Origin of the sequence: Streptomyces sp. NPDC090119, from assembly GCF_044747085.1 — a bacterium.
Taxonomy (GTDB): Bacteria; Actinomycetota; Actinomycetes; order Streptomycetales; family Streptomycetaceae; genus Streptomyces.
The window spans coordinates 629,888-652,399 of record NZ_JBIVDK010000001.1 but is presented as its reverse complement, the minus strand read 5'-3'; the positions used below and the strand labels follow the sequence as shown (position 1 = coordinate 652,399).

14 protein-coding genes and 1 tRNA gene are annotated in these 22,512 nt (G+C 70.0%); 8 read left to right on the top strand and 7 right to left on the bottom strand.

The window, feature by feature from the left end:
• Positions 1 to 2: 2 nt before the first annotated feature.
• The 6 genes from ACIPPM_RS02930 to ACIPPM_RS02905 all read left to right on the top strand — a co-directional run bounded on the left by ACIPPM_RS02930 (position 3) and on the right by ACIPPM_RS02905 (position 13,708).
• A complete protein-coding gene (locus ACIPPM_RS02930) occupies positions 3 to 6,761 on the top strand; it encodes a DEAD/DEAH box helicase (protein WP_401442248.1) in 6,759 nt (2,252 codons plus the stop codon).
• Positions 6,761 to 8,902 (top strand): UvrD-helicase domain-containing protein, encoded by a 2,142-nt coding sequence (locus ACIPPM_RS02925; protein WP_401442247.1) that lies wholly within the window; start codon positions 6,761 to 6,763, stop codon positions 8,900 to 8,902. Before ACIPPM_RS02930 ends, ACIPPM_RS02925 begins: the two co-directional genes overlap by 1 nt.
• 96 nt (positions 8,903 to 8,998) lie before the next feature.
• Entirely contained in the window at positions 8,999 to 10,375 is a 1,377-nt protein-coding gene (locus ACIPPM_RS02920) for an AAA family ATPase (RefSeq protein WP_401442246.1), read from the top strand.
• A gap of 44 nt (positions 10,376 to 10,419) precedes the next feature.
• On the top strand, positions 10,420 to 11,118 hold the full coding sequence (locus tag ACIPPM_RS02915) for an HNH endonuclease (RefSeq protein ID WP_401442245.1): 699 nt from the start codon (positions 10,420 to 10,422) through the stop codon (positions 11,116 to 11,118).
• A gap of 291 nt (positions 11,119 to 11,409) precedes the next feature.
• The gene (locus ACIPPM_RS02910) at positions 11,410 to 11,691 is read left to right on the top strand and encodes a hypothetical protein (protein ID WP_401442243.1); all 282 of its coding nucleotides are present in this window, start codon (positions 11,410 to 11,412) and stop codon (positions 11,689 to 11,691) included.
• Positions 11,692 to 11,806: 115 nt separating this feature from the next.
• On the top strand, positions 11,807 to 13,708 hold the full coding sequence (locus ACIPPM_RS02905) for a hypothetical protein (protein WP_401442242.1): 1,902 nt from the start codon (positions 11,807 to 11,809) through the stop codon (positions 13,706 to 13,708).
• A gap of 243 nt (positions 13,709 to 13,951) precedes the next feature.
• On the opposite strand, the gene ACIPPM_RS02900 is transcribed toward ACIPPM_RS02905, so the two are convergent.
• From ACIPPM_RS02900 to ACIPPM_RS02875, 6 genes are all read right to left on the bottom strand, one after another.
• A tRNA-Leu gene (locus ACIPPM_RS02900) sits at positions 13,952 to 14,039 on the bottom strand.
• A 110-nt stretch (positions 14,040 to 14,149) separates the two neighbouring features.
• Entirely contained in the window at positions 14,150 to 15,097 is a 948-nt protein-coding gene (locus ACIPPM_RS02895; RefSeq protein WP_393591888.1) for a beta-ketoacyl-ACP synthase III, read from the bottom strand.
• Positions 15,098 to 15,302: 205 nt separating this feature from the next.
• Positions 15,303 to 15,431, bottom strand: a complete 129-nt coding sequence (locus tag ACIPPM_RS02890; protein ID WP_267881266.1) for a hypothetical protein — start codon at positions 15,429 to 15,431, stop codon at positions 15,303 to 15,305.
• On the bottom strand, positions 15,406 to 16,737 hold the full coding sequence (locus ACIPPM_RS02885; RefSeq protein WP_401442241.1) for an OFA family MFS transporter: 1,332 nt from the start codon (positions 16,735 to 16,737) through the stop codon (positions 15,406 to 15,408). The genes ACIPPM_RS02890 and ACIPPM_RS02885 overlap by 26 nt, the downstream gene beginning before the upstream one ends.
• Before the next feature lie 125 nt (positions 16,738 to 16,862).
• The gene (locus ACIPPM_RS02880; RefSeq protein ID WP_401442240.1) at positions 16,863 to 17,399 is read right to left on the bottom strand and encodes an isochorismatase family protein; all 537 of its coding nucleotides are present in this window, start codon (positions 17,397 to 17,399) and stop codon (positions 16,863 to 16,865) included.
• 79 nt (positions 17,400 to 17,478) lie between these two features.
• Complete coding sequence (locus ACIPPM_RS02875) at positions 17,479 to 18,489, bottom strand: bile acid:sodium symporter family protein (protein ID WP_401444154.1); 1,011 nt, start codon at positions 18,487 to 18,489, stop codon at positions 17,479 to 17,481.
• A gap of 138 nt (positions 18,490 to 18,627) precedes the next feature.
• On the opposite strand from ACIPPM_RS02875, the gene ACIPPM_RS02870 reads away from it, so the two are divergent.
• On the top strand, positions 18,628 to 19,497 hold the full coding sequence (locus ACIPPM_RS02870) for a LysR family transcriptional regulator (protein WP_401442239.1): 870 nt from the start codon (positions 18,628 to 18,630) through the stop codon (positions 19,495 to 19,497).
• 5 nt (positions 19,498 to 19,502) lie between these two features.
• Here the strand turns inward: ACIPPM_RS02870 and ACIPPM_RS02865 are convergent, their stop codons facing one another.
• Positions 19,503 to 20,240, bottom strand: a complete 738-nt coding sequence (locus ACIPPM_RS02865) for a hypothetical protein (protein WP_401442237.1) — start codon at positions 20,238 to 20,240, stop codon at positions 19,503 to 19,505.
• Positions 20,241 to 20,630: 390 nt separating this feature from the next.
• Between ACIPPM_RS02865 and ACIPPM_RS02860 the strand changes: the two genes are divergently transcribed.
• Positions 20,631 to 22,463 carry an AMP-dependent synthetase/ligase gene (locus tag ACIPPM_RS02860; RefSeq protein WP_401442236.1) on the top strand — a complete coding sequence of 611 codons (1,833 nt, stop codon included), beginning with the start codon at positions 20,631 to 20,633 and terminating at the stop codon, positions 22,461 to 22,463.
• The last annotated feature ends 49 nt before the right edge of the window (positions 22,464 to 22,512 follow it).

Here is a 22,512-nt window from a genome sequence, read left to right as displayed (position 1 = left end):
CCATGCTTCCCTCCCTGGCCGCCGAGGATCTGCGCCGTGCCCTCGCCGCGTACCTGACGACGAGCTTCGCGCTCGCCGACGACGACGTCCGCGAGGAGCTCGAGGCGTTCCTTGAGCGGCCGGAGAGTCGGCTCTTCCGGGGCCCGTACCTCCGTGTCCGTACGCCCTTCCGGTACGCGCCCCCCGGCTGGGAGAAGGCCCTGGATTGGTCGCCCAGTATCCGCCCCTACACCCACCAGGCAACCGCCTGGCGGCGGCTGTCCAGCAAGTCGGGCCACGCCCCCGAGCCGACGATCGTCACCACCGGCACCGGCTCCGGAAAAACCGAGTCCTTCCTCGTCCCGATCCTCGACCACTGCGCCCGCGCCCGCGCCGCCGGTGTGAAGGGCGTCAAGGCGCTGCTCCTCTACCCGATGAACGCGCTGGCCGACGACCAGGCCCGCCGTATCGACGACTTTCTCGCCAAGAACGCCGCCCTCTCCTCCGTCACCGCAGGCATCTACATCGGCGGCGCCTCCGGCAACCGCCCCCCGGACGACGAGGACGAGAACGCCCCCGGCTCCTACGCCCGCGAGTCCGGCGCGAGCACCATCACCCCCGCCCAGCTGTCCCCCGACAGCCGCCTGATCACCGACCGTGAGGCCATCCGCGCGAACCCGCCGGACTTGCTGCTCACCAATTACAAGATGCTGGACCTCCTCCTCCAGCGCATCCCGGACGTCCCGCTCTGGCAGGACGGCGGGCTGACGTACGTCGTCCTGGACGAGTTCCACACCTACGACGGCGCCCAGGGCACCGATGTGGCGATGCTGTTGCGCCGCATGGGCGCGGCCACCGGTAAGGCCGAGCCGGGTCGCCCCCTCGGCACGATCACCCCCGTCGCCACCTCCGCCACCCTCGGCGGCGGAACCGGCGGAACGGACGCAACCGATGGAACCGGCGCCGTCGGCCGCACCGCAGCCACTAGCGGCACCCCCTCTGCCGAAGCGGCCCCCACCTCCGACGGCCCCCAGAAGTCCGACCGCGAACTCCTCCTCGAATTCGCCGAGAAGGTCTTCGGCACCCCCTTTCCGGACGCCGCCCTCATCGGCGAGGACCGCCAGACGCCCGGCGAGTTCGTAGCCGAGCCCGACTTCCTTCTCCCCGTGCCCTCCCCGGCCGCCCTCGCCGCTGTCCCCGACCCCCTGGACGACCCGTCGGCCCTCCACCGACTCTCCGAACTCGTCGTCGGCGTGGACTTCGCGAACCCGATCCAACTCGGCGAGAAGCTCCGCCAGCACAACCTGATCCGCGCCCTCCTCGACGTCGCGGGCGACACTCCCGTCACCGTCCCCGAGATCGCCCGCGAGTTCGCGAAGCGCGGCGGCGGCGCGGCCTGGGACGAGGCGGCCCGGACTGACATCGACGTGGTCGCGACCGGCCTCGCGCGACTCCTCGCGCTGGTCTCGACCGCCCGCGCCTACGACCCGATCGCCGACCGCACCATCCCCTTCCTCCGCGTCGAGGCCCAGCTCTGGGTCCGTGAGGTGCGCCGCGTGATCCGCGCCGCAACGCCGACGCCCCACTTCCGCTGGTTCGACGACGACGGCCCCACCGGGGACACCCGGCCCAACCCGGCCAACCTCGCCGTCTACCCGTCCGCCGAGGTGGACAGCACCGCCGACGCCGACACGGACCCATATGCCCCCGGCGACGGCGCCTCCGCCCTCACTCCGGACGGCCCCGTCCCATTCGTCCGCCCCGTCGGCCCGGCCTACCGCGCCCACCTCCCCGCCGTGTACTGCCGCCACTGCGGACGCTCCGGCTGGGCGGCGCTCTCCACGGATCTGGAGTGGCAGCAGCTCAAGACGAAGCCGTTGGAGATCTACCGGGCCTCCGCCCAGGGCAATCGCGCCGTCCGCTGGATGATCCGCGCCAGGCCCGGCGAGCACACCCCCGTCTTCCTCCATGCCGAGGAAGCCGAACTGCGCACGGTGCCGAGCAACGACACCGTGCCCGTCATCACCGTCGCCGGGCCCATCCCCGCCAACGCGGGCGACAAGTGCCCCTCCTGCGACCTGACCGACGGCATGCGCTTCCTCGGTGCGGGCACCGCCACCCTCGCCTCCGTCACCACCACCCAGCTGTTCTCCGACCGCGGCCTGACCAACGACGAGCGCAAGCTACTGGTCTTCACCGACTCCGTCCAGGACGCCACCCACAGGGCCGCGTTCATCGCCAACCGCAGCTTCGGCTTCACCTTCCGCGGGCTGCTCGCCGAGCAGCTCAAGCCTGGCACCCCCGTCGCCGTACACGATCTGGCCACTGATGCCGCCGAAGCCGTGGTGACGGCGGCGGAGAAGGGCGAGATGAGCAAGCTCGCCTCGATCGTGCCGCCCGACCTGCGCGACAACCCGGAGATCCGGACGCTCCTCAGCGGTGGCGGGTTCAGCGACGCGGGCGCGTACATGCTGCAGGACCGCATGGTCTTCCAGACGCTGCTGGAGTTCGGCCTGCGCTCACGCCTGGGCCGTACCCTCGAACTGACCCGTACCGCCGCCGCCGAGGTACACCTCCCCGACGCCGCCGCCGTCGCGGCTCTGCTGCGGGAAGCCCACCAGCGCCTCCCTGGGCAGATCACCCTTCCCACCGACGACGCCGACTACGTCGTCTACCTGCGCGGCCTGCTGGAGCGCATGCGCCTGCGCGGGGCGCTGTTCCACCCCTGGCTCAAGGAGTACATCGCCCAGGCCGGCGCCCGGCGCTGGCCGATCTGGGGCGGGCGGCCCGCGGGCATGCCCGCCTTCCCGCGCGGCCTGGCCGCACCGACGTTCCCGGTCCTCGGGCGCCTCGGCACATCCGAGTTCGACTCGCTGGCCCGCGACAACACCTGGTTCGCCGACTGGGGGTACCGCACCCTCGGCTGCGAGCGACGCGAGGCCCGCGCCCTCGCCGAACAGGCCATGAAGCTGCTCGCGCAGCGCAAGGTACTGGCGACCTACCCGGCGGAGGGCGGCTCGACCGTCTTCGCTCTTCGGCCGCGCACCATCATGGTGCACAGCCTCGCCACCGACCCGTCGTCCCCTGACGACGGCAGCGGGGCGGACGGGGCCGGGGCCGACGGAACGGGCGTCAACGACCACGGCGTCCGCTGCGACAGCTGCACCTGGCGGCAGACCGTCCCGCCCGGCCGACGCGAGGACTGGCTCGGCACGCCCTGCCTGCGCTTCCAGTGCGGTGGCACATTCACCACCGACGACCGTGACTACAGCGACGACTACTACCGCCGTCTCTACACGGTCGACCGGCCCGGTGACGTCCTCACCGCCGAGCACACGGGCGCGCTCAGCCGGTCCCGCCGCGAGGAGGTCGAGCAAGCGTTCAAGAACCGCCCCTCGCCGTTCGACCCGAACGTGCTGACCTGCACGCCCACCCTGGAACTCGGCATCGACATCGGCGACCTGTCCGCCGTGCTGCTCGCCTCCCTGCCGCCCGCGCCCGCCAACTACGCGCAGCGCATCGGCCGTGCCGGCCGCAGCACCGGCAACTCGCTCACCGTCACCTTCGTACCGCGCGGTGCCCGCAACCAGTACTACCTGCACGCGCCCGAGCAGATGCTCGCGGGCCGGATCATCCCGCCGGACTGCTACCTCGACGCCTCCGAGATCCTGCGCCGCCAGTACCTGGCGTACCTGCTAGACCGGGCCGCCGACCGCAGCCTGTGGGGGGGGACGATGATGCCCGAGGAGCCCATGCCGCACCGCATCGGCGCGCTCTTCACCCGGGGGCTGGCCAAGGACGGCTGGTTCCGCCGCTTCCTGGACGTCGCCCACGCCCGCCACGCCGAACTCGCGTCCTCCTTCGTCCAGCTCTTCCCCGGCATGTCGCCCGAGGCCGAGCAGGGCCTGCGGCAGTTCGCTCAGCTGGAGTTGGAGCAGACCGTCGGCCAGGCCGCCACCGCGTGGCGCAAGCGCCTGGAGGCTCTGCGCTCCCGGTCCCGGCAGATCGGCCGGGCCTTCGACGCTCTGTCCACCGCCTCCGGGGACCGCGAACGCGACGAGCAGCGCCGCCAGCTCTACGCCGAGCGCAGGTCAGTCAACCGGCGCAGGGACGCTCTGGTCGGCGAGAACTCGGTCAACGCCATGGTGCGTCTGGGCCTGCTGCCCAACTACACCCTCCACGACGACGCCACGCTGCTCGACGCGACGCTGTGGTGGAAGGACACCGACGGCGAGTTCCAGGACCAGTTGACCGAGTACGGGCGGGGCTCACGCATGGGCCTGCTGGAACTGGCGCCCGGCAACACCTTCCACACCGACGGCTACAAGTACATCGTCAACGGCCTGGACCTGGGCGCCGGCGAGGGCGACACCGCCTACGCCAAGTGGCGGCTGTGCCCCGAGTGCGGCTACGTCGCCACCGCCGAGTCCGGGCTGGACCTCGCCGCCTGCCCGCGCTGCCTGACGCCGCAGATCGCCGATCCCGGCGCGCTCCACACCGTGCTCGTGCCCGAACGGGTCACCGCCCGCGAGCGGCGCGAGGACGCGCGGCTCACCGACGAGCGCGACGAGCGGGAGCGGCGCCGGTTCAACGACATCACGCTGGTGGACATCGACCCGGACCAGCCCCAGGGGCTGCGCGCCTGGAAGCGGATCGGGGAGCTGCCGTTCGGTGTGGAGTTCGCCCGGGTGGCGACCATCCGCACCCTCAACCTCGGCCCGGCCGCCTCCGCGGGTCCCGAGCACCAGATCGCCGGCGACGACGTCCAGGTACCCGGCTTCGAGACCTGCCTGGAGTGCGGGGCCGTACGCGGCGTGCACCCCCAGGCATGGGACCGGTCCGCCCAGCGGCTCGGTACCCGGCACGCGTACTGGTGCGGCCACAAGGACGACGGGATCGACGCGGAGACGGCGTCGATGCAGCGACTCGTCCTCGCGCACGAGCTGACGACGCAGGCGCTGCGGATCCTGCTGCCCGTCTCCACGATGGAACTGCAGACCCGGCTCGTGTCGTTCAAGGCTGCGCTGCTGCTGGGCATAACCAAGCACTTCGGCGGCGCTCCCGACCACCTGCGCGTCGTACCCGCGACCATGCCGGGCGGCACCCGGGAACTGCGCCGCCGCTTCCTCGTGCTGCACGACTCCATGCCGGGCGGCACCGGCTACCTGGAGCACCTCGCCGACGCGACCGTCCTGCACCAGGTGCTCACCCTCGCCCAGACCGCCCTGCGGGACTGCCCCTGCGGCAAGGAGAACCTGCGCACCCCCTGCCACCGCTGCCTGCTGCCGCACGTCAGCAGCAACGAACACCCCTTCGCGTCGCTGCGGGTCGCCAGGGAGCTCCTGGACGAGATCCTCACGGGCTGGGACACCGAGCAGGTCGACACCCTGTCCGGGGTGCGCATCGACCAGCTCGCCGAGAGCGAGCTGGAGAAGCAGTTCGTCCGCACCCTCGTGGACTGGGGCAGCCGCCGCCCGGAGTCCGGCTCGGTGACGCCCCGCGCCGGGGAACGCGGCATGGAGTACGAGCTGCGGTTCACCCGCCCGGACGGCAGCGGCACCCGCTGGCTCTTCCAGGACCATGTGCGGCAGCTGACGTCCGCGCCCAGTGAACCGGACTATCTGCTGACCCGGATCGACGGGCCGTCGACGCGCATCGCGGTCTTCCTCGACGGTTACGCCTTCCACGCCAGCACCGGCATCAACCGGATCGCCGACGACGCCGCCAAGCGCGAGGCGCTGCGGGCCGAGGGCATGCAGGTGTGGCAGTTCACGCACGCAGACGTGATGGCGTGGAAGGCGGCGGTGGAGGGGACCGCGGACGACCGCGAGGTGCGCACCCCCGCCGAACCGCTCCTCGGGGAGGGCGCGCTGCGGACCGCCCGGCAGATCCACCAGATGCTGACGGGCGGCCCACGCCCCGACGACACCCTAAATCCGGCACTGCGCAACCCGATCGAGACGCTGCTCGCGGTGCTCGCCGATCCCGACACGGAGAAGTGGTCCCGCAGGGCGGCAGCACTGATCAGCGGCTTCGCCGGGGGTGGAGCGGCGCGGCAGCCGATCGACCGGCGTTCGGTGGGCGAGCGGCTGCCGGACGTGCTCGCGGGCGGACCCCTGCCGGTCGCCGGCAACCCGGCCGCCGCCGACGCCATCGCGATGGACGTCCGCGCCCTGGGCGGGCTGCGCGTCATCGGACTGCTCGACCGGCGGGCCGAGCCCGCGACCGGGCAGCCCGGGATGTCCGCCTGGTCGGCCTTCACCGTGCTGGACGACCGCGACGAGGCGGTCGCCGAGCCGGGCCATCGGGCGCGGTGGGCCGACTGGCTGCGGTGGTCCAATCTGCTGCAGCTGCTGACGGGCGACCGGGGTTCGGCACTGCCGCGTTCGTTCCACCAGGTGGCGATGTCCACGGCCGGGCAGCTCGACCCGCACTCGGTCGCCCTCCTCGCGGGTGCGTTGCCCACCACCGCGGGCCTGCCCGACGAACTGCCGGAACCCTGGGCGGAGGCGGTCGAGTGGGCCTCCTCACAAGCCGAGGAACTGCTGTTCGCCCTGTGCCGGGAAGCCCGCACCCGTCATTTCGGCGCCCCGGAGGTCGGCTTCGAGCTCGACGACCGGGTCGCGCAGCAGGCGGAACTCGCCTGGCCAGACGCCAGGGTGGCGGTGTTCCTCGACGTGGAGGAGCACCGTGACGCCGCGTTCGCGGAGGCCGGCTGGCACGTCGTACACGCCGGGACAGTTGATGTGGCCGAGTTGGCCGAGCGTTTGGAGAATGTGTGATGTCCAAGGCCCAGGTCGTCATGGCGGACGTCTTCGGCAAGTACTACGACAAGCTCGACGGGTCGGTCCAGGCACAGGTCCTGCAGTTCATCATGAAGATGCAACGCGACCCGGACGCCAACGGGCTGAACCTCAAGCCGCCGAAGGGCGCCGAGGACAAGCGGGTGCGCACGGCGAGGATCAACGACAACTTCCGCGCGGTGCTGATGCACTACGCCGACCGGATCTACTACCTGGTCGCGGTGCTGCCGCACGACGACGCCTACACCCTCGCGTCGCACATCATCTTCGACATCAATAAGGTCACCGGCGGCGTCGAGCTGATCAACCTCGCGAGCCTCCACGGCACCCTGAGCGGGCAGCCCGCCCAGGCCGCCGTCACCGCGGAACCCTCCGTTTTCGCCCATGTCTCCGACGCCGACTTCGACCGGCTCGGCGTGCACCCCTCCGTCGTACCGGCGCTGCGGGAGATCCGCAGCATCGACGCGATACTCGGGTTCGTGGAGCACCTGCCCAAGCTCGCCAGGGACGTGATCCTCTGCCTCGCCGACGGCATGACCGTCGAGGACGTCTGGGAGCACGTCAGCTCCGTCGCCGCGACCAGCGACACCGTCGACCCGGACGACTACGAGGCCGCCAACGAGCGCCCCGCGACCAAGGAGTCGTTCGTCGTCACCGGTGACGTCGCCGAGTTCGGCCGGATCATGTCCGAGCCGCTGTCGGCCTGGCGGATCTTCCTACACCCGGCCCAGCGCGCCCTGGCCGAGCGCAAGACCCCCAACAAGGGCTCGGTACGGGTCACCGGCGGCCCAGGTACGGGCAAGACCGTCGTCGCCTTGCACCGGGTCAAGGCCCTTGCCGAACGGCTGCCGCCCGGCCAGGCGATCCTGCTCACCACCTACACCACCACCCTCGCTGAACTGCTGCGCTCGCTGCTGGAAGACCTCGGCGGCACCCAGCTCACCGCAAAGGTGGACGTCCGCAACATCGACAAGGTCGCCTACGGAATCGCCAAGGAGACCTTCGGCGCGAAGACCCCCAAGTCCCTCGGCGACGACGAGATCCGCAAGCGCTGGGACGACCTGGCCGACGAACAGCAGCCGCACCGCTGGGACGCGCGCTTCCTGGAGGCCGAATGGAAGCAGGTCGTACTCGCCCAGGACGTACGCAGCCGTGACGAGTACCTCGCCGCCAGCCGGGCCGGTCGCGGCCGGCGCCTCAACCGCCCGGAACGGGCACAGGTGTGGAGCCTGATCGAGGCCTTCGAACATCGGTTGGACGCGGCAGGTGAGGTCGGCGTCACCCAGCTGGCCGCGCAGGCGGCCCGGATCGCCTCCGGCTGGAGCGACGAGACCCGCCCGTACCGGCACATCGTGGTGGACGAGGCCCAGGACCTGCACGCCGCGCATTGGAAGCTGCTGCGGGCGCTCGTCCCGGTCGGCGAGGACGACCTGTTCATCGTCGGTGACGCCCACCAGCGGATCTATGACAACCGGACCGCGCTGAGCGCCCACGGCATCAACGTGCGTGGGAGACGCTCCAGGCGACTGACTCTGAACTACCGCACGACCCGTCAGATCCTCGGAACCTCGCTGAGCCTGCTGGGCGACGCCAGCTTCGACGACCTCGACGACGCGAACGAAGACCTGGGCGGCTACCGGTCCGTCCTCGGCGGGGCCAAACCCGAGTTGATCGAGTACCCCTCCACCGCCGCCGAACTCACCGGCCTGGCCGGACGGGTCGAGGAGTGGCTGGGCGAAGGCCTGAAGGAGGATGAAATCGTCGTCACCGCCCGGACCAACAAGCTGGCGGACGCGGCGGTGGAGGCGCTGCACAGCGCGGGGATCAAGGCCGTCAGGGTGAAGCCGCGACAGACTCCGGCGATCGGTTCCGGGGTGCACGTGATGACGATGCACCGGATCAAGGGCCTGGAGTACCGGGCGGTCGCGATCATCGGGGTGGGTGCGGACCATGTGCCGCAACCCGGCGCCGTCACCCCGTTCTCCGAGGACCGTCTCCAGAACGAGCGTGACCTGCAGCGCGAGCGCTCGCTGCTGTTCGTCGCCGCTACCAGAGCCCGCGAACAGCTCTCCATCACCTGGGCGGGATCACGCAGCCCATTCCTGGAAGGAAGCCACTGACCTGCGGTGACTCGGCACAACAGCGCCGCGTTAGAGTCACCACGGAGCCGGCCGTCGTCCGGCTGTCACCTCAGAACGGGATCCGGGCGGACGAGAATGTACTTGAAGAACCTTCGCCTACGGAACATCAGGTCGTTCCACGGTGCGCGCAACGTCGACCTGGACCTGACCAGGCCCGACGGCTCATACGCCGGCTGGACGGTCCTCGCGGGCCGCAACGGCTCGGGGAAGACGACCCTGCTGCGCGCGGTCGCCCTGACGATCAGCGGACCGGCCGTCGCCCGCAGCCTTGTCCCCGGGTTCGACACCTGGGTATCCCGGGACGAGACGGTGGCGAAGGCCGAAGTATGCCTGGTCCATGACCCGGAGCAGGACCAGTTCACCGTGGGGCGCCGTCCGGTCCGGCCGATCTGGGCCGGGCTGCGCTGGACCGCGGCGGACCAGTCGTCGCTCTCCGGCAAGCCGGGCTCCAGCAGGGCCGGCCAGCCGGCGCTGAACGCCATCGGCTACCAGAAAGAACGCCCCGTCGCCCAGCGCGGCCCATGGGCGGACAATCCGGTGGGATGGTTCTGCGCGGGGTACGGGCCCTTCCGCAGGCTCGCCGGCGGTTCGAGCGACATCCAGCGGCTGATGTCCAGCTCAGGCGCGGTCGCCCGATTGACGAGCCTCTTCCACGAGGACGCGTCACTGGCGGAAGGCGTGAGCTGGCTCATCGAGCAGCACCTGCGAGCCTTCGAGGACAAGGACGGCGCCCGGGACCTCAAGGCGGCGGCCCTGGCCATCCTGGGCGACGACCTGCTGCCCGACGACTACCGGATCGACCACGTCGACTCCGAGGGCCTGTGGGTCGTCAACCAAAACCATCGGTTCCCGCTACGAGAGATGAGCGACGGGTACCGCACGGTGGCGGCCCTCGTCGTGGACATCCTCAAGCAGATCCACGACGCTTACGGCGAGCTCCTCCTGGACACGACGGAGGGCACACCGAACGTTCCGACTTCCGGGGTCGTCATCATCGACGAGATCGACGCCCATCTGCATGTCTCCTGGCAGAAGCGCATCGGCGGCTGGCTGAAGGCGCACTTCCCGAACATCCAGTTCATCGTCACCACGCACAGCCCCTACATCTGCCAAGCAGCGGACCCAGGGGGCATCATTCGGCTACCGGGGCCGGACGAGGACAGCCCTGTGGAAGTTGTGCCTCAGCACCTCTACGACCGCATCATCTTCGGTAGCGGTGACGACGCCGTACTCTCAGACCTCTTCGGACTCGACACTCCCTACTCGGACCAGGCTGAGCAGAAGCGGGAGGAGCTCCTCTCCCTGGAGTTGGACGTGGTGCGGGGCCGGGCCAGCGAAGAGGAGAAGGACCGCTACCGTCATCTGAAGCGCAAGCTGGCCAGTTCCCCGGCTACTCGCGTCGATGAAATGGCAGCGCGGCTCCACTCCCCCCACACACGGCGCGATTCGTGATCCGGGTGGCGCGGGTGCCACTCCCGCAGACGACGCTGACGTCGATGACCGACCACACCGATGACATCGGACAGGCCGCAATTCCCAAGCAGCGAGCCAAGCAGTTATGGAAGCACACGACTGTACGAAGGCACATACATCCGGTGCTGAAAGGCGCCCTCGCAGAGATGGCACCGGGGCTGGAACGCTGCATGTACTGCGGGGACAACCAGGGCACGGACATCGACCACTTCGAGCCCGTCCACATCAATCCCTTACGGACCTTCGACTGGCACAACCACCTGCTCGCGTGCTCGCTCTGCAACAGCCACCTCAAGCGTGACCTCTTCCCCCTCGCCGACGATGGCACGCCCCTGCTCATCGACCCGAGCAGTGAGGACCCCGCTCCGCATCTGCACCTTTCGCTCGCAGCCGGTGAATACCTCGACCTCACCGACAGAGGTACCGCGACGATCAAGGTCTTCGGTCTCAATCGGAGCATCCTCGTCCGGGGACGGCGCAACGCGTATCGGATCACCCCGCTCCTACTGGACAAGTGGCGTGCTGCCTTCGAGAAGGACGACCTGGAGGAGGCAGCGGCCTGTGCGGCAACCATCTGGGAGCAGCCCACCGCCGACGTTGTTCATGCCATGTTCCACCAAGCAGTCGTCCCGGGCGCCGAGGACATCTTCACCGACGAGTCCGACACCCTCGCTCTGCTGCGTGATCCGATGATCCGTACCGGACTGCTGGGCACCTGCTAGGTCAGCGCCCTGCGCAAGCACGTTCTCGCTGAGAGCTTCCCTCGAGAGAAGAAAAGGGAGGACACCGCCGTGAAGCTGAGTTCGGCGGTCGGTGACTGTCGACGTTCAAGTTTTTCCCTAGGTTGGGCGGTTTGAGCGCCATGTAATTTCCCATCCTGAATCCTCCTAATTGGCCATGGGTAGCGCGGAGGTCGGGATCGAGGGACCTGGTCGTCGCGGAGCTGCTCATGTTCCTCGTCCCGTGGTCCGGATGGCCGATGGGCAGCCCGGATGGCGAGGAGAACGTTCGTCGTGGTCGACATCACCGAGATCTACGTCCACTGGTACGCGGGTCGCTCGAAGAGCGAGCTGGCCGCGTCGCTGGGGGTGGACCGCAAGACGGTCAGGAAGTCCCTGGCGTCGGCGGAAGCGGCCGGGATCATTCCGGGCGGCCCGCCGATGAGCGAGGCCGACTGGTCGAAACTGATCAAGGAGTGGTTTCCCGGGCTCATCGGCAGAAGGCTGAGGCAGGTGACCTGGCCGGACATTGATCAGCACCGCGACTACATCAAGAGCCTGCTCGGGACGGCCTGAAGGTGATCCTCAAAGCGTCGGGGCTCGGAACCCTGCACAGCCTCTCGCGATACCTCGTCTTCCTCCACGACGTGCCCGAAGCGGAGGCATCCGATCTGTTGCGGGGGGCGGCGGCATGAGCAGGAAGAACCCGGAGAGCAAACCCTGCCGGGGTACCGGCCTCGCCCTACGCCCTGCACCGCAGGCCCCCGGCCGTACCCTCAACGACCGCATTGTGAACCAGGTCTTCGACCTCGTGCGCCACAGCGGAGTACTGGAACGCCTTCCCTCCAACGAGCACCGGCCAGGCCCGAAGGGCTTCCCGTTCCGCACAGTGCTGATCGGCCTGATCTTGTCGCAGTACATGGGCAAGAGCGCGAACATCAACGACGCATGGGAGACGCTCTTCTTCGCCTTGTCTCCAGGGTCCAAAGCCCTCCTTGACGTCCCCGACGTCGACCTGCACATCCGCGAGGACGCAACCCGAGAAGAAATCGACCGCGTCGCGCACCACCAGTACGCGACGTCCAAGCGCGTCTACAGGTCCTGGTCCTCGATGACCCGGCGCCTTGACCCTGCACCGCACGACCGCCGCAAGCGGCTGTCCCTCAGCGAGGCCAAGAAGATCCGACGGAAGTGGAATGCCCGCGACAACCAGGACACCGTACGCAACCTGGAGGCCACCGCCCAGGATTTGATTCTCGCTCCGGTGATGGCTTCCTACCGGCGCGGCGACTTCGCTCGGTGGCCCGGCCACATCGCGGTCGACGACACTCCGGTTCCGGTCTGGGGCAAAGAGCCGGACTTCTATCAGGACCGGGCCTCGCTTGAAATCACCGCCGGGATGTACGTGAAGGGAGGAACGCAGAAGAAGTCGGGGCCCAGCGGCAAAGCTGCGGCCTCCACGAACACTGGCACCCGGCGCGGCACGGCAAACAAGCCAGTGCCTCGCAAGACCAAGTCGGTACGGGAGAAGAAGGCCAAGGCGCCGGAGAAGAGAGAGTTCCGCTACGCCATGATGGCCGCGTTCCCAGGCCATGGCCATGGCGACCTCGCCGGCGCCTACCCCGCGGTCTGCCTCGGCATGATCCTTCACACCTCAGGCACCGAACCCGGCCCGGCCGCCCTGCGCGCCATCCAGCCGGCCTTCGAACGAGGCCTGGTCAAAGACCTGTTCTGCGCCGACCGGGGCATCACCCAGGCCAAGCCTCACCACCTGCATCGGCAGCTGCTGAAACTCGGCCTCAACGCGGTGAAGCACTACAACGACGACAAGGTCGACCGGCAGGGAGAGTTCCGCGGCATGCAGCTGGTCGGCGGCGAGTTCTACTGCCCGCTGATGCCCACCCCGCTCGTCACTGCGGGCGCCACATACATCGACAGCCGCGCGGACGAGGACCGCGCCCACGCGCTCAACCTGATCCAGTCCCGGAAGGACTACCAGACCAAGATCAAGGAGTACGGGCCCGCAGGGGACCAGCGTCGACAGTGCCCCGCACTCGGGTCCCACGCCACGGTCACCTGCTACCGCCAGCCCCAGCCACGCCCGTCCACCGTCGTCGACCTCGACGCCCCCACTGTGCGTACCCCGGCAGCCCTGCCCGCCATCCCCAGGCCCAAGCGGGACACCCCCGCCTACCCCGACATCTGCAGGGGGAAGAGCATCACCGTCCCGGGCACCGTGTTGGCCAAGTGGCGGCAGAAATACACCCCGTCCCCCCCTCTGTGGCCGGAAGCCTGGTCCGGACTGCGCAGTCAGAACGAGGGCGGCAACGGCAACCTCAAGAAGTCCGCCCTCGACAGCATCGACAATCCCCAGCTCCGCCTGCCGCACGAACGCGTCGCACAAACCCTGCTCAATGCCGTCATCATCTTCGTGGCGAACCTCAGAGCCATCCGACGGTTCCTCCGCGACCAGGACATCCAGCCCCGCGAAGCCTGCACGCAGAGCGCCGCAACCCAACCCGGTGAGCCCTCGGACCCGTCCCTGGCGCGACCGCTTACGGCCGAGCAGGTCGAGCCTCCGCCACGCGAGTGACGCACCTCCGCCGCGCTCCGCCCCCTGAAAACCCCACATGCCTGCGCCACGGCTACCAGCCGTCGCGCAGGCATGTCCTGTTTCCGCAGGTGAGCGGCGCAGTACCTGGACCGCCACCGCCTCACCCCCTCACCGAGCCGATCACGAGGCCTGAAGGCCGCAGAAACGACGAAATACCGGTGAGCCACATGACTCGACCGGTATTTCATGAACGCTTCGGGACGATCTCGCGATGTCCCCACGTGGTGTCCGAGGGGGGACTTGAACCCCCACGCCCGATAAAGGGCACTAGCACCTCAAGCTAGCGCGTCTGCCATTCCGCCACCCGGACAAGGTGTCTGTCACCTGGCCGGGGGTGTTCCCCGCGGCGACATGGACAACAATACCAAGGTTTCGGAGCGCCTTTCACCTGCGTATCTGTGCCCTCGGCCACCCCCCGGGTCAGGGGCAGCGGATCACCTGGCCCGCGTACGACAGGTTGCCGCCGAAGCCGAAGAGGAGGGCCGGGTCGCCGGTTCGGACCTTGCCCTGTTCGATCAGCTTGGACAGGGCGAGGGGGATGCTCGCGGCGGAGGTGTTGCCGGACTCGGTGACATCGCGGGCGACGACCGCGTTCACCGCGCCGATCTTCTGCGCGAGGGGTTCGATGATCCGCAGGTTGGCCTGGTGGAGGACGACCGCGGCGAGGTCGGCCGGGGCGATGCCCGCCTTCTCGCAGGCCCGGCGGGCGATGGGCGGCAGCTGGGTGGTGGCCCAGCGGTACACGCTCTGCCCCTCCTGCGCGAACCTCGGCGGCGTGCCCTCGATCCGTACCGCGTTGCCCATCTCCGGCACCGAACCCCACAGCACCGGCCCGATCCCCGCCTGCTCCCCCGGTGCGCACGCCTCGACCACGGCCGCGCCCGCGCCGTCGCCGACCAGGACGCAGGTGGTGCGGTCGGTCCAGTCGGTGACCTCGGACATCTTGTCCGCGCCGATCACCAGCGCGCGGGTCGCGGCGCCCGCCCGGACGGTGTGGTCGGCGGTGGCCAGGGCGTGGGTGAACCCGGCGCAGACCACGTTCACGTCCATCGCGGCGGGCTCGGGGATGCCGAGGCGGGCCGCGACGCGGGCGGCGGTGTTCGGGGAGCGGTCGATCGCCGTGGAGGTGGCGACCAGCACCAGGTCGATGTCGCCGGGGGCCAGCCCCGCGGTGGCCAGGGCCTTGGCGGCGGCGTGGGCGGCCAGCTCGTCCACCGGCTCGTCGGGGCCCGCGATGTGCCGGGTGTGGATGCCGACCCGGCTGGTGATCCACTCGTCGCTGGTGTCGACCATCCGCGCCAGGTCCTCGTTGGTGAGCACCCTGGCGGGCTGGTAGTGGCCGATCGCGGCGATACGCGAGCCGTGCATGTCGGGGTCCCCTCGTTGCTGCCGTGGGTGGCGGGACCCTCCAGTGTGCGCAGTGACTCACGGGTACGGGGGTACGTGAAGCCACAGGAATCGGGCATCCCAGTTGTCGGCTTCACGCAGACCCTCGTACGTCTGAATTCCGCTCACACGCTCGGCGTTTCGCTCGTACGGGCGGTGCCCGGCGCGCGGCCGGGCACCGGTGGTCTCACCCCGTGAACAGCTGCGTCGCCTTCCGCACCAGTTCGTACAGCCCGTAGGCGAGCGGTGCGCCCACCCAGAGCCAGGAGAGGGCGATCAGGGCGCGCCGGTCAGGCGGGCTGCTCTCGCTGGGCATCGGGGGCCTCCTTCGGGGCGGCGGGGACGTGGTGGCGGGCGTGGACGGGGCGGACGAGTTCGTTGGCGACGAAGCCGACGAGGAGCAGGCCGATCATGATCGAGAAGGAGAGGCCGTACAGCGCCGGTCCGTGCTTGCCCGCGGCCTCCTGGCGGTCGGCGATCCAGTTGACGATCAGCGGGCCGAGTACGCCCGCGGTGGACCAGGCGGTGAGCAGGCGGCCGTGGATGGCGCCGACCTGGTACGTGCCGAAGAGGTCCTTCAGATAGGCGGGGACCGTGGCGAAGCCGCCGCCGTAGAAGGAGAGGACGACCAGCGCGCACAGCACGAACAGCGGCTTGGAGGTGTCGCCGAACAGGGCGAGGACCAGGTAGGTCAGCGCGCCGACGCCCAGGTAGACGCGGTAGATGTTCTTGCGGCCGATGAGGTCGGAGGTCGAGGACCAGCCGATCCGGCCGGCCATGTTGGCCGCCGACAGCAGCGCGACGAAACCGGCCGCCGCCGAGACGGACACCGGGGTGGAGCTGTCCGCGAAGAAGTCCGTGATCATCGGGGCGGCCTTCTCCAGGATGCCGATCCCGGCCGTGACATTGGTGCACAGCACGACCCACAGGCACCAGAACTGCGGGGTGCGCAGCGCGCTGCGGGCCGAGACCTGGACGCCCTGGACCACGCTCGGGCCGCTCTCCGCGCGCTCGGCCGGTCGCGGTACCCGGACCAGCAGGACCCCGAGCGTCATGAACACGGCGTACGCGAGACCGTGCACGAGGAAGGCCAGCGCGATCCCGGAGTGGTCCGTGCCGAAGGAGTCCAGCATCTGGGCCGACCAGGGCGAGGCGATCAGGGCGCCGCCACCGAAGCCCATGATGGCGATGCCGGTGGCCATGCCGGGCCGGTCCGGGAACCACTTCATCAGGGTGGAGACGGGCGAGATGTAGCCGATGCCGAGGCCGATGCCGCCGACGAAACCGTAGCCGAGGACGATCAGCCAGTACTGCTGGGTCTGCGCGCCGAGGGCGGAGATCAGGAACCCGGAGGAGAAGCAGACCAGGGCCACGGTCATCGCCCAGCGCGGGCCATTGCGCTCGACCAGGGTGCCGCCGAACGCGGCCGAAAGACCGAGCATCACGATCGCCAGCTGGAACGGCAGCGCGCTCTGGGTGCCGTCCAGGTGCAGCGCGGATTCCAGGGGTGGCTTGAACACGCTCCAGGCGTACGCCTGGCCGATGGAGAGGTGGACGGAGAGCGCGGCGGGCGGTACTAGCCAGCGGCTCCAGCCCGGGGGCGCGACAGGGGGGCTGCTCATGGAGCCGGACGGTAGGTCGGGGCGGGTGGGTTGAGAAGGTGGGGCGCGGGGCGTTGCGGTGAACGGTCGGCTCCGTGCGTCGGGCGGTCGGCGGGGGCCGTCCAGGTGGCCGGAAGGGTCCGGTCTCAGTCCTGGTCAGCCGCCCCGAAGCCCAGCCGTCCGACGGTGGTGACGGTGCCCAGCCTGGGGAAGTCCAGCCGTACCGAAGCGTCGTGCTCGGCGGCCGTGAACGCGGCCATCGCGTCCTCCACGAAGACCAGTCCGTATCCGAGGTCGGCGGCGGCGCGGGCGGTGGACTCGACGCCCAGGTTGGTGGCGATGCCGCCGAACACCAGGGTGTCGACGCCGTGGGCGCGCAGCCGCTCGTCCAGCTCCGTGCCCTGGAACGCGCCGATGGTCCGCTTGACCACCTCCAGGTCCCCGTCGTGCGCGAGTCCGGCGACGAGACCGCTGCCGGGTGGCTGTTCGGCGACGGTGGGCCGTTCGACCCGGACGAGTACGACGAGCGCGCCCTCGGCACGGAAGCGCTTCGCCAACTCCTCCCCGGCGGCGAGCACTTCGGCGCCCTTGCGGGGTTCCAGCGGCAGCGCGACGAGGCGGTCCATGAGGTCGACGAGGACGAGGGCGGTGCGGCGGGGGTCGAGTACGGGGGCTGCGGTCATGACGGAACGTTAGCCTTCGTGGGCTGTCCGTGCTGGAAATCCCGGTCAACGGGTCCGTGAACGAGACGCGTTCGGCCGTCTACGGGGCGTCGCGACCGTCCGGCCGGACGCGTGGGCGGGGTACCTGGGCGGCCGGGGCCGGGGGCTCCTCGGGGTCGTGGGCGCGGCGTTTGGCGATGACCGCGCAGACCATGAGCTGCATCTGGTGGAAGAGCATCAGCGGCAGCACGGCGAGGGAGGCGTGGGCACCGAACAGGACGCTGGCCATGGGGAGTCCGGAGGCGAGGGACTTCTTCGACCCGGCGAACTGGATGGCGACGCGGTCGGCGCGGCCGAAGCCGAGGGCCCGCGCGCCGTACCAGGTCAGCGCGAGCATCACGGCGAGCAGGACCGCCTCCACGAGGAGCAGCGCGCCGAGCCGCGGGACGCTCACCTGGTGCCAGATGCCCTGGGCCATGCCCTCGCTGAACGCGGTGTAGACGACCAGCAGGATCGAGCCACGGTCGACCAGCCCGAGCACCTTCTTGTGCCGGGCGACGAAGCCGCCGATCCAGCGCCGCAGGAGCTGCCCGGCGAGGAACGGCACCAGCAGCTGCAGCACGATCTTCAGCAGCGAGTCGACGGAGAAGCCACCGCCCGAGTTGCCGAGCAGTACGGAGGCGAGCAGCGGGGTGACGAGGATGCCGACGAGGGAGGAGAAGGAGCCCGCGCAGATGGCGGCGGGGACGTTGCCGCGCGCGATGGAGGTGAAGGCGATGGAGGACTGGATGGTCGACGGAACCAGGGTGAGGAACAGCAGACCCTGGTAGAGCGGCTGGGTCAGCAGTGCCGGTACCAGTCCGCGCGCGGCCAGCCCGAGGAGCGGCAAGACGACGAAGGTGCAGGCCAGCACGGTGAGGTGGAGCCGCCAGTGGCGCAGCCCGTCCATCGCCTCGCGGGTGGAGAGGCGGGCGCCGTAGAGGAAGAACAGGAAGGCGATGGCGGCCGTGGAGGCCCCGGAGGCCACGTCGGCGGCGACGCCCCGCGCGGGCAGCAGCGCGGCCAGGCCCACCGTGCCGAGGAGCAGCGCGATGTACGGGTCGATGGGCAGCCGGCGTTTCACAGGGCTCCGTAGCGTGTCGGTGGGGGCGGACGATCTCCATCGTGCCTGGTCGACGCCGATCGCGGAATCCGGCATACCGCTCTGACTGCGATCGTGATCCGTGATGACCACGGCTAGGCTGCGGTCATGTACGACCCCACACAGCTGCGTACGTTCCTCGCGGTGGCGCAGACGTTGAGCTTCACGCAGGCCGCGCGGCGGCTGGGGCTGCGGCAGTCGACGGTGAGCCAGCATGTGCGCAGGCTGGAGGAGGCGGCCGGGCGGCAGCTGTTCGCGCGGGACACCCACTCGGTGGAGCTGACCGGGGACGGCGAGGCGATGCTCGGCTTCGCGCGGCGGCTGCTGGAGGTGCAGGAGCAGGCGGCGGCCTACTTCTCCGGGACGCGGGTGCGGGGCCGACTGCGGTTCGGCGCGTCGGAGGACTTCGTCCTGACCCGGCTGCCGGAGATCCTGGAGGGCTTCCGGTACGACCACCCCGAGGTCGACCTCGAACTGACGGTGGAGCTGTCCGGCACCCTGCACGAGCGGCTGGCCGAGGGCAAGCTCGACCTGGTGCTGGCCAAGCGGCGCCCTGAGGACCCGCGCGGGCGCCTGGTCTGGCGAGACGACCTGGTGTGGATCGGCGCGGAACGCCTCCGGCTGGACCCGGACCGCCCGGTCCCGCTGATCGTCTATCCCCCGCCGGGCGTCACCCGGGCGCGCGCCCTGGAGGCACTGGAGGCTGCGGGCCGTCCCTGGCGCATCGTCTGCACGAGCGGCAGCCTCAACGGCCTCGTCGCGGCCGCCCGCGCGGGCCTCGGCGTGATGGCCCACTCCCGTCGGCTGATCCCACCGGGGCTGGTCCGGGTGCCGGACCGGGCGGGCCTGCCTGACCTGGGCCGTATCGACTTCGCGCTGACCCACGCCCGGTCCAGGGGCGCGACCCAGGACGCGGCGGACGCGCTGGCCGCGGCGATCCTGGCGGGCGGGGAGCGGCTTCGGCGGCAGAGCGGCTGAGGGGGTCAGGAGGGGCGGCGGCGGTCGCGGTCCCGGACTCGGGTCAGGGCGGCGACGGCTTCCTCCCGCCAAGGTGCCGAGACATCCCCGACGTGGAAGGTGAGCCGCTGGTCGGTGTCGCCGACGCGCCGCACCTCCATGGTCAGTGTGTCGTAAGACCCCATGAAGCAGCGCAACTCGATGTTCTGGTAGTCGGCGTCGGCCAGCATGCTCAGGAGGGTTTCGGCGCCGCCCATCAAGGGTTCCCGCTTCCCGGCGGAGGTGTCGCGGAAGCCGGTCAAGCGGTCCAGGAGCGGGGGCGTGACCAAGATACCGGCTTCCGACAAGGCGCTGACCAATTCCTGCGCCGCGTGCCGGGTGAGCGCCGGACGGCGCCAGAGGAAGACATTTCGCGCCGTCTCGGTTGCGGCCCGGCGGCTCTCCGCGAAGTACTCCTCGAAGATGGCCCGCGCCCGGTCCGAGGAGACTTCGGGACACACGTAGTTCCGCGCCCGAATATGGGCGACGAGCCCATGGGGCAACGCCACATGGTGCCGGCGCACATAGTGGGCCAGCTCGATCGGCCACACCCAGGTGCCGTCGGTGATCAGCGACCCGGCGCCCGTGATCCACACATCGTCGGCGATGGCGTCCCGCTCGGCACCCATGGTGGTGTAGATCTCCGGGCAGGCATCGAGATAGGCGAGCACCCGCCCCTCGTCGCCCTCCCCGACCGCACGCGCCGCATCCCGAAGTGAGGGCACGCCGTCTCCGACGGCACCCAGTTCCCGATACCGCCGCGCGTGCCTGAACATCGTCTCTCCCCTGCCGACTGGCGCATATTCTCCCAACACCCCGGTGGCAGTGGCCGACAGTGTCCCCGCCCCCTCCGCGCCACGCCCCGCCCCGTGACCGGCCCGTACAGATTCGGTGGAGATTACGACCGGGGTACGTACCGACCCGTCAGTATCGTGTCCGGCCCTTCCGCATGTGGGGGGATTTTCCGGGTGGTGTCCGTGAGGTACGTGAGGTTTGGCCGGTTTCCGGACCCCTCCCATCCGGCCATTCGGTGGGGTAGCTTTCACGGCGCTGTGCGGAGCGTCGCGGGGGCGTGACGGTGGAGCGAGGAAGAGCGAGCAAGGGGGGAGCGAGGTTTGCGCGAGTTCACCAACCCTGTGACGGAGATGGAGTCGGAGCCGCCGGTGGGTGGGCTGGCCGACGCCGTCTTCGACAACGCGCGCACCGACCCGCTGCACATCGCCCTCGGCCGCAAGGACGATCGGGGGCAGTGGCGGGATGTGACCGCCGCCGAGTTCCGTGACGAGGTCGTCGCCCTCGCCAAGGGTCTGCTCGCCCAGGGCGTCCGCTTCGGCGACCGGGTCGCCATCATGTCCCGCACCCGCTACGAGTGGACCCTGTTCGACTTCGCGCTGTGGACCATCGGTGCCCAGGTGGTGCCGATCTACCCGACCTCCTCCGCCGAGCAGTGTTTCTGGATGCTGCACGACGCCGAGGTCACCTCCGCCGTGGTGGAGCACGAGGACCACGCGATGACGATCGCCACGGTCATCGGCCGTCTCCCCCGGCTGCGCCAGCTCTGGCAGCTCGACGCGAACTGTGTGCGGGAGCTGTACGACGCGGGCGCGCACCTGGACGACGAGGTGGTGCACCGGCACCGCAAGGCGGTCACCCCGGACTCGACCGCCACCATCATCTACACCTCGGGCACCACGGGCCGCCCCAAGGGCTGTGTCCTCTCGCACGGGAACTTCATGTTCGAGGCGGACACCGTGATCCGCCGCTGGGAGTCGGTGTTCCACTCCAAGAAGGGCGACCAGGCGTCCACGCTGCTGTTCCTGCCGCTGGCGCACGTCTTCGGCCGCATGGTGGAGGTCGCCGCGCTCAGGGGCCGGGTCCGCTTCGGGCACCAGCCGCAGCTGCACGCGTCCGCCCTGCTGCCCGACCTGGCCGCGTTCCGGCCGACGTTCATCCTGGCGGTGCCGTACATCTTCGAGAAGGTGTTCAACTCGGCGCGGCGCAAGGCGGAGAAGGAGGGAAAGGCGACGCCCTTCGAGAAGGCGGTCGACGTGGCCGTGAAGTACGCCGACGCGCTGGAGGCCAAGGCGTGGGGCCTCGGACCGGGACCGTCGGCGGGCCTGAGGATGCAGCACCAGCTCTTCGACAAGCTGGTGTACGCCAAGGTCCGCGCGGCGATGGGCGGCCGTATCCGCAACGCGATGTCGGGCGGCTCCGCGATGGACCGCCGTCTCGGCCTGTTCTTCGCGGGCGCGGGCGTGCAGATCTACGAGGGCTACGGCCTGACCGAGTCGACGGCCGCCGCGACCGCCAATCCGCCCGAGCACACCCGTTACGGCACCGTCGGCCAGGCCGTGCCCGGGGTGACGGTGCATGTCGCCGACGACGGCGAGGTCTGGCTGCACGGCGGGAACGTCTTCCAGGGGTATCTGAACAACCCCAAGGCGACCGACGAGACCCTGCACGACGGCTGGCTGGCCACCGGTGACCTGGGGTCGCTGGACGCGGACGGCTATCTGACGATCACCGGCCGCAAGAAGGAGATCCTGGTGACCTCCGGCGGCAAGAGCGTCTCCCCCGGTGTGCTGGAGGAGCGGGTGCGGGACCATCCGCTGGTCAGCCAGTGCATCGTCGTCGGCAACGACCGCCCGTACATCGCGGCGCTGGTCACCCTGGACCAGGACGCGGTCGACCACTGGCTCCAGATGCGCGGCAAGCCCCGGCCGACCCCGACGGAACTCGTGCGGGACGCCGATCTGGAGACGGAGGTGCGGCGGGCGGTGGTCGCGGCGAACACGCTGGTCTCGCAGGCCGAGTCGATCCGCACCTTCCGTGTCCTCGCGCAGCCGTTCACCGAGGAGCACGGCCTGCTGACGCCGTCGCTGAAGCTGAAGCGCAAGGCGATCGAGAAGGCGTACGAGCGTGAGGTGGAGGCCCTCTACAGCTCTTGATCGGCCGGTCAGGAATGCATACCGGCGCGTGATCGTTGACGATGGGTGT

Excerpts from the sequence above, each read along its gene's own strand:
- ACIPPM_RS02930 (WP_401442248.1), top strand. The coding sequence starts at position 3 with ATGCTTCCCTCCCTGGCCGCCGAGGATCTGCGCCGTGCCCTCGCCGCG.
- ACIPPM_RS02925 (WP_401442247.1), top strand. The coding sequence starts at position 6,761 with ATGTCCAAGGCCCAGGTCGTCATGGCGGACGTCTTCGGCAAGTACTAC.
- ACIPPM_RS02920 (WP_401442246.1), top strand. The coding sequence starts at position 8,999 with ATGTACTTGAAGAACCTTCGCCTACGGAACATCAGGTCGTTCCACGGT.
- ACIPPM_RS02915 (WP_401442245.1), top strand. The coding sequence starts at position 10,420 with ATGACCGACCACACCGATGACATCGGACAGGCCGCAATTCCCAAGCAG.
- ACIPPM_RS02905 (WP_401442242.1), top strand. The coding sequence starts at position 11,807 with ATGAGCAGGAAGAACCCGGAGAGCAAACCCTGCCGGGGTACCGGCCTC.
- ACIPPM_RS02895 (WP_393591888.1), bottom strand. The coding sequence starts at position 15,097 with ATGCACGGCTCGCGTATCGCCGCGATCGGCCACTACCAGCCCGCCAGG.
- ACIPPM_RS02890 (WP_267881266.1), bottom strand. The coding sequence starts at position 15,431 with ATGCCCAGCGAGAGCAGCCCGCCTGACCGGCGCGCCCTGATCGCCCTC.
- ACIPPM_RS02885 (WP_401442241.1), bottom strand. The coding sequence starts at position 16,737 with ATGAGCAGCCCCCCTGTCGCGCCCCCGGGCTGGAGCCGCTGGCTAGTA.
- ACIPPM_RS02880 (WP_401442240.1), bottom strand. The coding sequence starts at position 17,399 with ATGACCGCAGCCCCCGTACTCGACCCCCGCCGCACCGCCCTCGTCCTC.
- ACIPPM_RS02870 (WP_401442239.1), top strand. The coding sequence starts at position 18,628 with ATGTACGACCCCACACAGCTGCGTACGTTCCTCGCGGTGGCGCAGACG.